This is a genomic window from Porphyromonas circumdentaria (genome assembly GCF_900167105.1).
Classification (GTDB): Bacteria; Bacteroidota; Bacteroidia; order Bacteroidales; family Porphyromonadaceae; genus Porphyromonas; species Porphyromonas circumdentaria.
In genome coordinates this window covers 81,747-97,361 of the sequence record NZ_FUXE01000001.1, presented here as the reverse complement: position 1 = coordinate 97,361, position 15,615 = coordinate 81,747, and the positions used below count along the sequence as shown (strand labels likewise).

Sequence of the window (15,615 nt, the reverse complement as noted above, 5' to 3'; positions counted from 1 at the left end):
TTCGTGTTCCGCCAATCTATATACTAATTCGTAAAGGAGACCTTTTGATTATGCCGAATCAACTCTTTGGCTAATTCTAAATGGTTTATGGCTCCCTTGCTCTCTATATCGTATAAGATAACAGGAACTCCGTGACTGGGAGCCTCACTAAGCTTCACATTACGCGTAATGACCGTCTCAAATACGAGTTCTCCAAAGTGTTGCTTCATCTCATTATATATCTGATTGGCCAAACGCAAACGACTATCGTACATGGTCATTAGAAAGCCTTCGATGGCAAGTTGTGGATTTAGTTTACTCTTTATTATACGTATAGTCGACAAAAGTTTACTGATTCCCTCAAGAGCAAAATACTCACACTGCACAGGTATAATCACAGAATCGGCAGCGACTAAAGAGTTTACGGTAATCAACCCGAGAGAGGGGGAGCAATCTATCAATATGTAGTCATATTTATCGGCAAGAGGGCGTATCACTTTGCGCATAACAGACTCTCGCTGTTCAAACTGCAACATCTCTACCTCTGCCCCAACAAGATCTACATGAGAAGGTAACAAGTCAAGCGTCTCTATAGAGGTAGGTACGATTACATCCGACGGATTTTCTCCCGTCACGAGGCATTCGTAGATTGTCTTGTGAGCTTCATTGGAGAGAGTGCCTAATCCCGATGTAGCATTGGCTTGAGGATCTGCATCTATAACAAGTACTTTTTGCTCCAGTGTGGCAAGAGAAGCAGCCAGATTTATCGTAGTGGTAGTCTTCCCCACCCCTCCTTTTTGATTTGCCAAAGCTATGATTTTCCCCATAATCCTATTATCAATTCGAGTTCAAAGCTAATCATTTTAGTAGATATATTCACTTATATGTTGATAACTCGTGTTGGATGTAAACAAAAAATGCGGAGCCAATGTTTCACGAAATCACTCACATCTTCTGTATATGCTTTCAAGGGCTTAGGTACGCTACCAACCTCTTGCAATAGAGTTTGGGGGCTATAATGTACTCTTGCTTGCATTATTTTATTTTTGCAGAGGAAAAATTTAGAACAGAATATCAAAAGAGAAAGATATGAAGATAGCCCAGATTGATTTGGGAGAAAAACCTCTTCTCCTTGCTCCTATGGAAGATGTGAGTGATAGTGCCTTTCGTCTGCTTTGCAGAGGGTTCGGCGCATCTATGGTATATAGCGAGTTCATTAGTGCCGATGCTTTAATTCGTTCAGTTAAAGGAGCGTGCAATAAACTTTTCATACATCCAGAAGAACGTCCCAGTGTAATCCAAATATATGGTAGAGATGTAGCCACGATGGCAGAGGCGGCACAAATAGCTTCGGCTACTGGCCCTGAACTTTTAGACCTCAACTTCGGATGCCCAGTCAAAAGAGTGGCAGGAAAAGGTGCTGGTAGTGGGATGCTAAAGGATATTCCGCTAATGCTCGAGATTACAAGTGCCGTGGTAAAAGCTTCTTCTGTGCCCGTTACAGTTAAAACTCGATTGGGTTGGGATCACCAAAGTATTGTTATAGAAGAACTCTCCGAAGCCCTTCAAGACTGCGGTATTGCAGCTCTTACCATACATGGACGCACACGTAGCGATATGTATACAGGACAAGCCAAGTGGGATTACATCGCTAAAGTAAAAAATAACCCTCGAATGCATATTCCCATTATCGGCAATGGAGATATAACCACGCCAGAAGAAGCTTGGGAGGCTTTTGAACGCTATGGAGTAGATGCGGTTATGGTAGGGAGAGCCTCTATTGGAAAACCTTGGGTCTTTGAGGAGATGCGTTACTTCTTAGATCATAAGAAAGCATTCCCCCCCAAGAGTGCGTTGGAACGCCTGGAGACACTCATTACTATGATTCAAAACAACATTGAAAAACTGGACGAAAGAAGAGGTATACTCCATTCTCGCAGACACTTAGCCACAACTCCCATATTCAAGGGGATCGCCAACTTCCGTCCATTACGCATCCGTATGCTACAAGCTACAACAATGGAAGATCTGCTTAACATCCTTCGCCAAGACGTAGCCCCTCTACTCGAGTAGAAAGCAAAGAATTCCTTGCAAGCACTTCTCCAAGAAAAATCTCATAATCTCTATACGCCTTTCTTTCGCCAAAGCAAATCTAACGCCTCAAGGGATAAAAAAGATCATTGGTCTTTCCAACAAAATCAACTGGCCAACAACCCAGGAGCTTGGTGCATTTTGCAATAGCAATATTTGGGACTTGTGCTAACTGAAGTTTACACAGGTCATAAGTGAAGTTTGCACAGGTCATAACTGAAGTTTAGATGTATTACAATGGAAAATCGCATAGGTCACGATATTTTCTCCAACATATCTCCCGAATACACCCGACACGTCTAAGTGTAGAAAGTCGTTCGTCTAAAATAGAAAAAGCCTGCGTCTCTTACGAAACACAGGCTTTCTCTAATTGGGTTGAAAATCTATTTTAGTGTTGTACAATCAAACGATGGCTTTGAAGTTTTCCATCTGTAGAGCGTACGCCTACTAAATAGGTTCCATTTTCTAAGTCTGCAACATTAATTGTAAGAACAGCAGTACCATTACCTGCATACGAACGGACTTTTACTCCCGAAAGGGTAAACAAATCAACAGAAGCTATTTCAGTTTCGCTGCTAACAGTACATTGTGCTATAGTTGGGTTGGGGAAAACACCGTTGATAAGCATAGGCACAACTTGGTTATTATCCGTATTTCTAACGAAACGAACAGGCACTTCGATATTACCGTAGGTTTTTGAACCTTCAGCTAAACTACCCAATCCCACACGTTTCATACAAGCAATCACCATAACACCTTCATAACCGAGGAAAGGCTGAACATCCCTATTGCCTGTGAAGATAGGAGTGTACTCCACACTCTCTCCTGAATTAATTTCGCCCTTGTAAGAATTACTGGAGATTTCGGCTACAAAATATATTCCCGTTGGTGGGTGTTTTGCGTAAACTACTCCACAGAGTTCTCCATGAGTAGAGGTAATATGCTTACGCCCATAATTTGTAAGTGTAAACTTAGGCCCTTTAGCCTGGAGGCCTACTTGGGTATAAATGTTAAGAACATCTCTATTCTCTACAGCTACTGCTGTTACTCCTGTAGGCATTAAAGTCGTTGCTTCTTTAACTTTGTAAGAACCCTCTATACGGCGTGCATAAGAGTTCCCCATGCGCTTTTGGTAATAACCAAAGTCTGTACTGGGGTCTTCTGGATCCAAATCGGGAGCTTTTAAGAAGAAAGCAACCTCTGCATCTTTTCGCACACCAATAAGCCCCGTGAACTCGACCTTAATCTCTCCTCCCTTAGGAATCATAACAAGAGTTTCCTCGCCTACTTGTGACAACGGAGTGTGTACTAAGAACTCAGAAGAAGGAATGAGCTCACTGTCGTAAGCATAAAGACGAAGAGGTCCATAAAACTCATATCCACCTCTGTTTTCAATGGTCAAAGTAATAGTATTACGAGAGAAAGCCTTTATCTCGTTGTCTTTAGCTTCCAATTTTGTTACCGTGAGGGGTGTATAGCCGACATTATAACCAGATACAGTAGCGACTCCACCAGCTATTTTGATGTTTGCTTGGCTAGGCTCATTAAGTACCTCTTCAGTTTTTCTATAGGTACCGTTCTCTTCGTTAGAATGCTCTATAAAGAGAGTGTACTCTCCGTCGGCAAGACCACTTAAATCCATCGTAGAAGTCATCATATAAGCCTCTTGGAGTATCATCTTATTGATAGTGTAGAGTTCTCCCGTTTTAACGACGTCGTTCCCTTTGTAAAGAGTAGGACGGAAGCATACCTTTTGCCCGTCTACACCTTGATGCATAAGAGCTGCCTTTATCTCTAATTTGTCGTTGTCTTTAACTTTTGCACGAAGAGATATGTTAGGCCCATAATCATCTGCATACTCATTGCCATTGTCCTTGTTAGGAACCACATTGAGCAATATAGACTGACTCAAAGAGTAATCTCCCAAAGAGCCAGACCCGATTCCTCCTGCTCCAGGTTTTAAGACAGAAAGTACATAGTAGCCATTGGCATTTCCGCTCCACCCCCAGTTGAAATGAAACTTACCATCAGCACTATAACCATCGCAAACGAAGGCATGTCCACCGCCACCGCCAGCACCACAGTAGAAAATAGGTCTATTGGCATCCAACTCTTGACGGATAAGTTCCTCCCACCTTGCAGCTTCATACTGTACTCTAAATGCCAACTTCAGGTTTTTCTTATACTTGAAATTCTCTTTTAGTGCTCGCACCACGTGAGCTTCCCAAGAAGCACTTCCAGAAGAAGAGTATTGCATATTTACGGCAATGCCTACATCAGACAAAAATTGTCCTAACTCTGCCTCCTCTTCTTGTGAAATATTTGGAGAACTATTAGCAGGCATCTTACTCCAATTATATTTATGTCCGTAGGTGGCACTTCTCTCTACAGTTTTCCCTTGTTGTTGATAAGTTTCATCAAGATAAGTATGGCTACCCTCTGCAGAGTCAGGCCATTTATGATAGCGCATCACTTGTCCGATAGCTGTAGCCACACACCCCGTATAAGTTGTTACACCTGTAACAGGGTCTTTAGGGCATTTACTATTATATGGATGGTCTTGATCCCAATTAATACTCTCCTTTTCCAAAAGAGGATCTTTACTACTACGGAGAGTAGCAGATGAAGTTCCCGACTTAGTAGTATTTATATTCCATGGACTTTTGAACAAAGATGTAATCTGGCTATCATATTGTTTCATCCACCAAAGCACATGCTCTGGAGCTTTATTCATATCAAAATGCCCTTCTTCGGAATAAGCTAAAAGCTCTTCCATCCTATCATCGCCTGCTACAATAGCAAAGCCTTCATTAGTTCCCCTATTAAACACATAGTAGTAGGGTTGAATAGAAGAGTTGCCACTGCGCAAAATCTCTTGAGGTAAGTGTGTATAGGTCAACTCAATAGCCCCACTACTCCGTAGCGAACTGCTTGAGAAGAAACGCTCTGCAATAGCACGAGCAGCCTTCGGACTCACAGGCCCTGCTGTGAGCAATGTTGTCCCCCAAAGGAAGAGAGCAACATAAAGAAAAAGTTTTCTCATCGTTATCTGTTTGATATTAAAGTGGTAATTCTAATAATAAAAGGTTTCAGTAAGAGTTCTACCATCTCTCAACAAAGGTAATACAAGTAGCGTAATTTTTAGGTTTGTTAGGTGTAAAAAATTCATATGCATTTTCCTATATCAAGAGCAACGTTGTTGCAAATATATATCAAGGATTTCTACAGGAGATTGAAAATTTGGCTTTTTTCTGGGTCTGTTGTTTAGCAGTCTCTGTATTGTTTTGATTTGTAGTTTCGATATTTCGGAGAAAGAGGTTCCTTTTGGTATATATTGTCTTATGAGTTTGTTTAGATGTTCTATGTGTGGCTTGTCCGTTGAACAATAAGGCTTTGCAAAGAAAACGGGAATTTTGAGTGTTCTTTCGATGGAAGAAAAAGCCATAAACTCTGTACCGTTGTCCGTTGTGATGGAATGTAGCACCCCCATTCTCTTGAAACACTTCAGTTTTCGTCAGTAGATAAAGATATATACAAAGAAAAAAATCGTTGTAAAACCTTGATTTTACAACGATTATCTATATTCTGAAGGCTATTTTGAATGGGGGTTGTGAAACCCTTTTGAAACCTTCTGGCGGAGAGAGAGGATAATGAACTATATTCTTCAACTCCTTGTATCGTAATCTTTTAGTCCTTTTTTCTTCTTTTGGTGTAGCCAAATTGTAGCCACCAGAGAGTTCTTAGAGAGTACTCATAGATACTGCTATTGGAAATACTCACTTGTATTTCCTTGGTTCAAAAGTACTCAAAACAGGAACACTTTCCAAACTATTTGATAGGAAATATTTTATCAGCCTCTTGGCTACAATTTTCAGTGCACGGTGCAAGCCCTTATATATAAAGGGACTTGCACCGTGCACTGACTTTCATTAACCTATACATGGCAAATCCTCCTCAATGGTATCATAATACCAAATAATGGTAATATAATATTCTGTTTCTGAGCTTTTCTCTATGGAACTTTGCAGTAAAAAATATAAATACTTATACGATGCCCAAAAAGAAATGCCCCAAAATGGAAGAACAAGGATGCCTGTTTATTGTCTGTCCAACTTTAGAAATGAGACTTCGAGCTTCTTCCAATCTCAAGAGAGTTGCAATGAATGCAAACATGGAATACTCCAATTTTATTAAAGCTTGTAAGTTAGAGAGCAATCTCAATCTTCGCACCTATCTAAAGTGTGCAAAGGCATTTGACAAGGAGGTTGTTTTACTTCATCTCCCTTCAGGCTTTGTGGAATCTATTACGACTCCTCAGAAACATCAATGGTTCTCTACTATCGAACAAAGAGACCTCATGGAGATTGTACGCAAGCTATTCCAAATAGACACAGAAGTTATACTTTTCCACATTGAGCACTTTGTGCATCAAATGAAAGAGCAAGGAGATGATGAGAGCATGAAGCAACTATTCGCATCATTGTTCGAAGTTGTACAGAAACTTTTGAAGAATTATGGGCACAAATAATCCTCTATCGTTGCTTGATGAAGTCAGAGCTCTTCGTGAAGATATCAGACAGGTGACAGGCTTCATTCTGGAACTCAAACGTGATTACTCGCTCCTGGAGGATAAAATAGAATTGAATAGTTCTGATGTTCTTCGCCTTTTGGGCATCTCGAAAGCATCATTGGCGCGTTGGCGAGAAGCTAAAGTTATTCCCTATCGCTACCTGTCGAGCAATCATGTGGTTTATCCTTTTAAGGGCTTATATCTTGCTATCAAGACGGGACGAGCAACTTTCAAGGGCTTTCGCAGGTTAGAAGCTTTGCAGAGAATGAATGCCTACAAAGATGGTATCATTAAAGGCTATATGGGAGAGGATACGGTAATATTTGAAGAACTATGAATCTGAAAGAAGAAATCTTAGCTCGCACCAATCGAGGGTTAGAAGTTTTCTGCTTTTATATGCCGATTGACTTCGTGCCCAAACGTAACTTTAGAAACCCTCTGTACGACGATAGGCGTGCCTCCTGCAATATATATTTGGATGCTAAAACGCAGTGTTACCGTATGAAAGACTTTGGTAATGATATGTATTCGGGAGACTGTTTTTGGTTTGCTGCTACTATTTTGGGGTTGGATGTGAAAACAGATTTTCGTAAGGTCTTGGAGTGTATTATTGAAGATCTACATTTGAATATCTCAGATGATAGTAGTGAAAGGAAGAGATATTTGCCACGTCCCACTCCCCCTGTTATCAAGCCTAAGCGACCTATAACAAGCACAGAGCACCTCAAGCGATTCAAGTTATACGAACAAGCCTTTACGAACGAAGAACTAAAATTTTGGATGCATTATGGCATCAACAATAAGACCCTTGAACGCTTCCATGTTCGCTCCTTGGCTCGTTATGAGTCCATTTCATCTCAAGGGAAGCCCTACTTCCTACAATCCTCTCCGGAGGAGCCGATGTTTGCCTATATATTGGGAGATGTTGTAAAACTCTATCGCCCCAAGAGTAAAGTACGCTTTCTTTATGGAGGAGAGAAAACAAAGGATTATATCTTTGGATTTGAGCAGCTCCCCAGTAAGGGAGATGTACTCTTCATCACGGGAGGAGAGAAAGATGTACTCACACTTGCTGCTCATCATTTTCATGCTATTTGCTTTAACAGTGAGACGGCTCTTATTCCTGAGCCCACTATCGAAAGTTTACAACTCAGATTTCGACACATTATCCTCCTTTATGACACGGATGAAACAGGACAAAGAGAAGCCGAACGCCAGGCAGAATTACTCTCTCATCGCAACGTGTTGAGCTTGACTCTACCTTTGGCAGGAAGCAAAAATGAGAAAGATATATCAGACTTTTTCGCTTCGGGTAAAACTGAGGCAGAGCTTAGAGCCCTGATAACTCATAGGCTATCGGAAATATATACACAAACAATGATGATGCTACGTTCTTGTGAGATAGATTATGACAACCCGCCGGATGCTTCCAAAGCCATAGTGTCCGTAAAAGGTGTCCCCCTTGGAACACAAGATAATCTTCTCTGTGTTACGGGAGGTGAGGGCACAGGGAAAAGCAATTATATCTCGGCTGTTCTTTCTGGAGCCCTTGGCATAGAGCGTTTGAATCCCGAACAAACCTTGGGCTTGGAGATTACAGCTAACCCCAAAGGCTTGGCTGTATTGCATTACGACACAGAACAATCGGAAGCTCAGCTGTATAAGAATTTAGGCAAGACCTTACGAAGGGCTTCTTTATCAACTGTACCTGAATTTTATCACTCGTTATACCTTGCCTCCTTCTCTCGAAAAGATCGTCTCAAACTGATTCGCGAGAGTATGGATTTGTTTCACCACAAACATGGAGGTATTCATCTGGTTGTAATTGATGGTATTGCAGATCTCATACGCTCGGCCAATGACGAAAGTGAGAGTATTGCCATAGTAGATGACCTCTATCGTTTAGCCGGGGTTTATAATACTTGCATTATTTGTGTGCTTCACTTCGTTCCCAATGGTATCAAACTCCGCGGTCATATCGGCTCAGAATTACAACGTAAGGCAGCTGGCATTTTATCTATTGAGAAAGATGATAACCCCGAATATTCAGTGGTAAAGGCTCTGAAGGTAAGAGATGGCAGTCCTTTAGATGTGCCGATGATACTTTTTGGCTGGGACAAGGATTTAGATATGCACGTTTATCGAGGGGAGAAATCAAAGGAGGAGAAGGAGAAGCGTAAGGCCGATGAACTTATTGCTGTTGTGCGAGAAGCGTTTAAGCATAGCCACAGGCTTTCATATCAAGAACTCTGTGAGGTGCTGATGCGAGAGATGGAAATCAAGGAACGTACTGCCAAGAAGTATATTGCTTATATGAGGGAACAGGAAATCCTGACTCAGGATACAAGTGGGTATTATCAAAAAGGAGAGTTATGTCGAAATTAGAAAATCAAACCGAAGAACTCTGGCAAAAACGCCTATTTGAATGTCTTTCGTCTCTGGAAGAAAAAGTCGACCATCTGCTCGTTCTACAAGAGCAAAGGGTCGACACAATGATTCACCCTCCCTTAAAGCCCGAGTATCTTGACATTATCGATGTATCTAAACTTCTTAAAGTGGAGCAGAAGACTGTCTACAACTGGGTTTGCTCCGGTAAAATACCCTATCTCAAGGCCAATGGACGACTCCTTTTTAGGAGAGATGAGATTGATGAGATGCTAGAAAACGATAGAATATTGGAGTAGATGTTGCAACAAATAGAATATCAGAAGTTTGCATGCTCGAACTTAATTGTCTAAATTTGCAAATGGGGACGAAAAGTGTCCCTATTTGCAAATTTGAACAATAGGTAGATTGCCTGAAGATGGTTTACGGAACTTTTATTGAAAGTGTGCTTGCAGAGGGACGACTAACATTCTCTCGCGAGGAACTAATTAGTCGTGGAGTATCTCCTGAGTTAGTAAAGAGAACTATCTCTAGATATACTCAGCTGGGTAAACTATATTCTATCAGACAAGGTTTTTATGCAATTGTTACTCCAGAGTTTAGTACTCAGAATAGAGTACCAGAGGTGTTATTCATTGATGACTTAATGAAATACCTACATACTCCCTACTATGTTTCTCTATTATCTGCCGCAGCTTTACATGGTGCCGGTCATCAACAACCAATGAGTTTCTTTGTAACACAATCAGGCACAAAAATTAGGAATATTGAGACAGGAAAGCATTTGATAGATTTTACTTTATCCCAACATTGGGAAAGTGAGTCCGTTATGACATTAAAAACAAGAACGGGATATATCCAAGTTTCCACACCAGAAGCAACAATCTTCGATTTGGTTATATCTCAAAAGAAAATCGGTTTAGGGAGAAGTATTGAGGTTATTCAAGAACTGACTGATATTATACAAAAGTCTAAAATGAGATCACTAGTTCGTTTCTACCCTGTTGCGATACGACAAAGAGTAGGGTACATCTTGGACTTCATTGGTGTAGATTCAACAATAATAGAATCTTCTCTAAAATCTGAAATCCTACATAAGGTACCTTTTTCTCTGTCTAAACCAAGAGTTGGTACAGCTGACGAAAAGTGGAAGGTTATAATGAATGAGACAATAACAACGGATATCCTATGATTCCTCAAAGATATATTATAGAGTGGCGACATATAGCTCCGTGGACAAATGATGCCCAGGTAGAGCAGGATTTGGTAATTAGTCGAGCTTTAGTTGAGATGTTTCAATCTGAGCTGTTGCGCAATGCTTTGGCTTTCCGAGGAGGAACAGCCTTGCATAAGCTATTTACTGCTCCCCAAGTGAGATACTCTGAGGACATTGATTTAGTTCAAATCTCATCAGAGCCCATAAAGCCAATCCTTATGGAAATCCGTAAGCGGTTAGCATTCTTAGGGACAAAACGTGTCGTTAAGCAACACATTCATAACAACACGATATTGTATCGATTTGAATCAGAGATGCCTCCTATTGTCAATCTCAGACTTAAAATAGAAATCAATACACGAGAGCACTTCAGTGTTCTGGGACTACAAGACTTCCCTTTTCGTGTTGAGAATTCATGGTTTTCAGGAGAGACCACCATCAATACATACAAATTAGAAGAGTTATTAGGAACAAAGTTGCGTGCATTGTATCAACGTCGCAAAGGTCGAGATCTCTTTGATTTGTATTGGTCTCTCAAGCAAGGAAATGTTGATTTAGAACAAGTATTGGCTTGTTACCAAAAGTATATGGAGTTTGTCGTAGACAAAGTCCCTTCTAAAAAACAGTTCTTAGCGAATATGGAAGATAAGATGCAGGACGAGGAGTTCCTCTCAGATATGAGAGCTATTATTCGTCCAGGGATAAATTACTCTCCGCAGGAGGCTTGGACACTGGTAAAAGAGAAACTAGTTGATTTGTTATAATGAATCTTGGTACAATCATTAGTAAAACAAATTGTGGCAAGCCTTTACTATTAGGCTTGCCACAATTTATTTTTATATTTTCCACTTGGGCTTAGAGATTACCACACGACTCATGATGCCCGGGTTTTCTGGCTCGCTCTTCTTAGGAGCGTGCATAGAGGACTGCGGCGTTGTCATGTGTTGGAGCAAAGTGTGAGTAGACTCTTGCGTTGCCCCTTGAGAGGTCGTGTTTTGTACTCCTCCTTGTCCTTGCCTCTTCTTCTCTCCATCTTTGATTTCTTCCTTCTCAGGCTCAGGCGGAGCAAGCTCTAAGGCAATTTTTCGGTCGAGTTCGGCAGCTTGTCCTTTGAGCAAACGCAGTTCGTTCTCCTTCTTCCACGATCCATTGGCAATTGTCGTGTACACCCCAATATCTGCCGTCGCCTTGGCAAGTTCCTTCTCATGTGTCTCAATGACCTTAGGGATACGTTCGAGGGCATTGACAAAGTTAGCACAGGCAAGTTTAGGATCACTGGCGAGCTTACCATTGTTATAGGTGTAATAGATACCTTCCTGCCCTTTGACAAAAAATCGATTGGACGACATCTGAAAGAGGTCTTTCATGGAGCTTTCTGTCTTTACCATGATAGAGAAACCGTAAATCTCTCCGATTTTTTGGTGTTCACCGTTGGTGCGGGCTTTCTCTTCAATCTCCCGCAAGCGTGCTACCATCGTCTTGATGTCGGCACCCTCTTCTATGCCTTTGAGGACAAGTTTATTGATGGGATTGCCTTCTTCATCACGCTGTACTCGGCTCTCAAATGTCGCCATATCGGCTTTTGCCTCTTCAACACGCCCCGTGTGATACTCCACTGAGTGCTGCATCTCAGCCAATTTACCGCTGGCGGCATCACGCTCTTTGAGAAAGGACTTACGCTCTGACTCAAGAGCTGTTATCTTCTTATCAAGCTTGGCTTTCTCCAAAAGGTCTGTATTACCCGAGAGTACGGCCACATATTCCGAGAAGTTCATACCGCTATCCTCGTCCATAGAACCCTCGTCAATCGTACGAGAGCCGAGCGTATTTGTCTTGAGCTGATTGATGAAGAGCTGCTTGTTGTGCAGGAGATTGAACTTATAGCTATCTAATGAACGCTCAACGGCATAGATAATGACATCAACCTTATTGTCGGCAAACTCTTTGGCCACAAGGTTCCCCTTACGGATAGCCCGTCCGTTGCGCTGCTCAAGGTCTGAAGGACGCCAAGGCGTATCGAGATGATGAATCGCTACCGCTCGCTGTTGGGCATTAACTCCCGTTCCAAGCATTTCGGTGGACCCGAACAGGATGCGTATACTTCCCTTATTCATACCCTCGATTACTGCTTTTTTAGCCTTCTCATTTTTGCATTCTTGAATGAAACGGATCTCTGATGAGGGTATGCCATAGCCTTCAGTGAGCTTACGCTTGATTTCCGAATAGACATTCCACTCTCCTGGCTTGTAAGTCCCGAGGTCAGAGAAGACAAATTGTGTCCCTTTTTGTGCGTTATACTTTTGGTAGTAGTCGTTAAGCATTTTGGCGCAGTGGGAAGCCTTATTGTCAATGTGATCTTCGTAGGCAGAATCAATCATGCGTAAGTCAAGGCTCATCTTCCTCGCATAGTCCGTTGCGATAAGCATCTTCGCCTTTTCCTCTTTTTCGCTTAGTGGTTCACGACCAAGAAGAGTGGCATTACTGGTCTTAGCAAACTCCATCAGTCGTTTGATAAAATCCTCCTGCTCAGGTGTTGGTGGGATGTTGTGTAGGATTTCATTCTTTTCTGGTCGATCAATGCCAATGTCTTTGGCTGTACGGAAATCGCAGATCTCCGCATAAAATCGGGTTGATGAGAGTTAATGATTTGATATTGAGTAGATAATCAAGTGTCTACTCAGCTAAGGGGAACGAATAAGAAACGAGCGAGGTGCTTCTTGCATCTTGATTTTGCAACTTTACAAATATCCCTTACTTCTTACCCGCAAAGGTACTGATTATCCGATGAAAAACGACTGAAATCAAAGAAAATCGTTGCTTCTGATAAATAATTCCCTAAATCTTTCGCTTATAAGCTCCTTGATATCGTACCTTTGTTCTGCAATTTTTGAAATAAAGTATGTTGTTTCGTCTTCTTGCCCTATGGATTTGCCTAATGGCGACTTCGCTTCACATGGTTGGGGCGATGAAGAGTTCTATAACACAGTACTGGAACGCGCAAAACTATTTCGGAGTCTCTTTCATACGAAAAGTATGCTTCGAATATGATGCCTTGGGGCGTCGTATGCTCAAAGAGACGCAAGATACCTGCTATCGCTATGCTTGGGATGGTAATGTGCTGCTACACGAGTGGAGCTACAACATACAGGATAAGCCACGAGTGCTGACCGATGAGCTTGGGCGGACAAGTTACGATAGAGAGGAGCTGCACACGAACCTCATAACTTGGGTTTACGATGGCAGTAGTTATACCCCTGTGGCGAAGCTCACAGAGGAGGATAGCTATACCATTGTGCAGGACTACCTCGGCACGCCCATACAAGCACTCGACAGCAAGGGGGAGGTCGTATGGGATTGCCTGCTCGACATCTATGGAGAGGTGCTGACTTTGCGTGGAGAGCGGGGCTTTGTGCCCTTCCGCTTCCAAGGGCAATACGAGGACGAGGAGACAGGGCTATACTATAACAGATTCCGATATTACTCCCCGCAAAAGGGTATGTATATCTCCTCCGACCCTATCGGGCTTGCTGGAAACAATCCTACACTCTATGGATATGTTTTCGACCCCAACACACAGATTGACCCGTTTGGATTAGATTGTGGTAAAGCAACGAAAAAGGGGCATCAATATGAAAGGCGTATAAGAGCCCTATATGGAGATACTCCATTTAATAGGAGAAAATATACAGCTATTATAAATGGAGAAATTGTTTCAGGAGTAGCTGATAATATAACTAAAATTGGCGGTAAAAATACTGCTATAGAAGCTAAATATGTAAAAGATTGGTCTAAATCAATACGAAACCCCAATAGTAAGATAGGAAATAAACCGTTTGCTATTGCAGAACAACAAAACATGCTCTCACAAGCTCAAAAATATTCTGCTGCATTCCCTGGCGGTGTAACGTATCACACAAATAGTCCAGAACTTGCAAGCCATTATACGAAAGTCTTTCAAGACGCAGGTCTTAATAATTTTAAATTTGAAATTACACCATAATATGATTGATTTACCAGGCTATCAAAAAGTAGAGGGAATAGAGGTATCTTATATCCAAATTTCTCAATCTGATGATTTTAAGAAAGTGACAACATTTATTAAGCCTTTCTTACCTAAAACTGGAGGAGTATCAGAAGATGGATGCTATGTTATTACCCCTCAAGGTGAAAAATTATATGCTGTTGTTTACCATTCTGACATTGAAGGTTGGCGGAAACAAATAGAACAAGGAGCAGAACAGTTAGGTTTGTTAACTGGTAAAATATCTAAAAACAATATAGAACTTTCGGACGGTAGAATATATGCTCTATCAGATTGTAAAATTGAGTTCTACTAAATCCAAGGGCAATACGAGGACGAGGAAACAGGGCTATACTACAATAGATTCCGCTACTACTCGCCTCATACGGGAAACTACATCGCGCAAGACCCAATTAGACTCGAAGGCAATAACCCTACCCTTTACGCGTATACCCACGACAGCAACTGGTGGATTGACCCATGGGGGTTAAGCTCGAATCTTATTGTTTTTACAAGTAGTAGCGGACAAACCCACCAAGTCAGTGGATATACTAGATTGTGTCATTTGAGTGATGACCAATTAAAGGCTCTCTATCATGCTAATAATAATGCTCTCAATGGCAAAGGGTTCGGATTGTCAGGTGTGGATAAACAAGGAAATACAATTGTGTTACATCATTACAGGCAAAACCCTAATGGAGAGTTAATTGCAATGCCTGCCAAACATCACGATAAGCTACACACAAATCCAGGACAGCACCCATTTGGGAAAAAGAAGGGAATAGGGTTAACATCTGATGAAAGAATTGAATTCAATAGATGGAAGCAAGAGTATTGGAAAAGTCAAGCAGAAGCTGAACTAAAAGCAAGAGGTATAAGAATAGAATGTAATTAAGTAGATAATGAAACAAGAACTGATGAATAGGTTAGTTGCTTTCTTTGGAAAGAACCCAACTTTGCTCGGAGAACCAGCGACTGATGAGCAAATTGCAGATGCAGAAAAAAAACTCGGTGTTGTGATGGATAAGGACTATAAGGAGTTTATTCAAAATTTTGGGGGAGCTTATGCTGGAATAGCTATTCATGCCTTTTCAAATGGAACTTCAATAGGTAATGAGACAATAGTCGATTTAACCATTAAAGCACGCAATCTTTTTTTTAACACAACTCTTTCTGTAGAACTTAATGAAAGTTTTGTGATTGCCGATGATGGGGCTGGTAATCCGATTGCTATAATTTCTAATGGACAAGTAGTGTTATTTGATTATGATACTGAAAAGCGACAGGTAGTCTCTAACTCTTTTGATGAATTTATTGAGGAGAACTTTGCGGAATGGTGAAGTATGATCAAAG

14 protein-coding genes and 2 pseudogenes are annotated in these 15,615 nt (G+C 41.4%); 12 read left to right on the top strand and 4 right to left on the bottom strand.

Annotated elements, in window-relative coordinates:
* Positions 1–23 precede the first annotated feature (23 nt).
* Positions 24–806 (bottom strand): ParA family protein, encoded by a 783-nt coding sequence (locus B5D06_RS00450; protein WP_078736061.1) that lies wholly within the window; start codon positions 804–806, stop codon positions 24–26.
* 262 nt (positions 807–1,068) lie between these two features.
* Here B5D06_RS00450 and dusB point away from each other — a divergent pair, with 262 nt between their 5' ends.
* Complete coding sequence (gene dusB, locus B5D06_RS00445) at positions 1,069–2,052, top strand: tRNA dihydrouridine synthase DusB (protein ID WP_078736060.1); 984 nt, start codon at positions 1,069–1,071, stop codon at positions 2,050–2,052.
* A gap of 406 nt (positions 2,053–2,458) precedes the next feature.
* Here the strand turns inward: dusB and B5D06_RS00440 are convergent, their stop codons facing one another.
* Entirely contained in the window at positions 2,459–5,113 is a 2,655-nt protein-coding gene (locus B5D06_RS00440) for a thiol protease/hemagglutinin PrtT (RefSeq protein ID WP_078736059.1), read from the bottom strand.
* 141 nt (positions 5,114–5,254) lie between these two features.
* A pseudogene (locus tag B5D06_RS09140) lies at positions 5,255–5,584 on the bottom strand (IS30 family transposase); the annotation flags it as partial.
* A gap of 645 nt (positions 5,585–6,229) precedes the next feature.
* Here B5D06_RS09140 and B5D06_RS00430 point away from each other — a divergent pair.
* From B5D06_RS00430 to B5D06_RS00405, 6 genes are all read left to right on the top strand, one after another.
* On the top strand, positions 6,230–6,598 hold the full coding sequence (locus B5D06_RS00430) for a hypothetical protein (RefSeq protein WP_148297500.1): 369 nt from the start codon (positions 6,230–6,232) through the stop codon (positions 6,596–6,598).
* Complete coding sequence (locus tag B5D06_RS00425) at positions 6,585–6,977, top strand: hypothetical protein (protein WP_078736057.1); 393 nt, start codon at positions 6,585–6,587, stop codon at positions 6,975–6,977. The genes B5D06_RS00430 and B5D06_RS00425 overlap by 14 nt, the downstream gene beginning before the upstream one ends.
* A complete protein-coding gene (locus B5D06_RS00420; protein ID WP_078736056.1) occupies positions 6,974–9,025 on the top strand; it encodes a bifunctional DNA primase/helicase in 2,052 nt (683 codons plus the stop codon). The genes B5D06_RS00425 and B5D06_RS00420 overlap by 4 nt, the downstream gene beginning before the upstream one ends.
* A complete protein-coding gene (locus tag B5D06_RS00415; RefSeq protein ID WP_078736055.1) occupies positions 9,013–9,324 on the top strand; it encodes a helix-turn-helix domain-containing protein in 312 nt (103 codons plus the stop codon). The genes B5D06_RS00420 and B5D06_RS00415 overlap by 13 nt, the downstream gene beginning before the upstream one ends.
* 119 nt (positions 9,325–9,443) lie before the next feature.
* On the top strand, positions 9,444–10,217 hold the full coding sequence (locus B5D06_RS00410; protein ID WP_078736054.1) for a type IV toxin-antitoxin system AbiEi family antitoxin domain-containing protein: 774 nt from the start codon (positions 9,444–9,446) through the stop codon (positions 10,215–10,217).
* Positions 10,214–11,005 carry a nucleotidyl transferase AbiEii/AbiGii toxin family protein gene (locus tag B5D06_RS00405; protein WP_078736053.1) on the top strand — a complete coding sequence of 264 codons (792 nt, stop codon included), beginning with the start codon at positions 10,214–10,216 and terminating at the stop codon, positions 11,003–11,005. Before B5D06_RS00410 ends, B5D06_RS00405 begins: the two co-directional genes overlap by 4 nt.
* Positions 11,006–11,077: 72 nt before the next feature.
* Here the strand turns inward: B5D06_RS00405 and B5D06_RS00400 are convergent, their stop codons facing one another.
* A complete protein-coding gene (locus tag B5D06_RS00400) occupies positions 11,078–12,742 on the bottom strand; it encodes a helicase C-terminal domain-containing protein (protein ID WP_394364841.1) in 1,665 nt (554 codons plus the stop codon).
* 398 nt (positions 12,743–13,140) lie between these two features.
* Here B5D06_RS00400 and B5D06_RS09125 point away from each other — a divergent pair, with 398 nt between their 5' ends.
* From B5D06_RS09125 to B5D06_RS00380, 5 genes and pseudogenes are all read left to right on the top strand, one after another.
* The gene (locus B5D06_RS09125; RefSeq protein ID WP_078736052.1) at positions 13,141–14,241 is read left to right on the top strand and encodes an RHS repeat domain-containing protein; all 1,101 of its coding nucleotides are present in this window, start codon (positions 13,141–13,143) and stop codon (positions 14,239–14,241) included.
* Between the two features lies 1 nt (position 14,242).
* The gene (locus B5D06_RS00390) at positions 14,243–14,578 is read left to right on the top strand and encodes a hypothetical protein (RefSeq protein ID WP_078736051.1); all 336 of its coding nucleotides are present in this window, start codon (positions 14,243–14,245) and stop codon (positions 14,576–14,578) included.
* Positions 14,579–14,692 (top strand): annotated as a pseudogene (locus B5D06_RS09025) (RHS repeat-associated core domain-containing protein); the annotation flags it as partial.
* Positions 14,693–14,818: 126 nt separating this feature from the next.
* Positions 14,819–15,157 (top strand): HNH/ENDO VII family nuclease, encoded by a 339-nt coding sequence (locus tag B5D06_RS09020; protein WP_234989528.1) that lies wholly within the window; start codon positions 14,819–14,821, stop codon positions 15,155–15,157.
* Positions 15,158–15,164: 7 nt separating this feature from the next.
* Positions 15,165–15,602, top strand: coding sequence for an SMI1/KNR4 family protein (locus B5D06_RS00380; RefSeq protein WP_078736050.1), 438 nt, complete (start codon positions 15,165–15,167; stop codon positions 15,600–15,602).
* Positions 15,603–15,615: the final 13 nt, after the last annotated feature.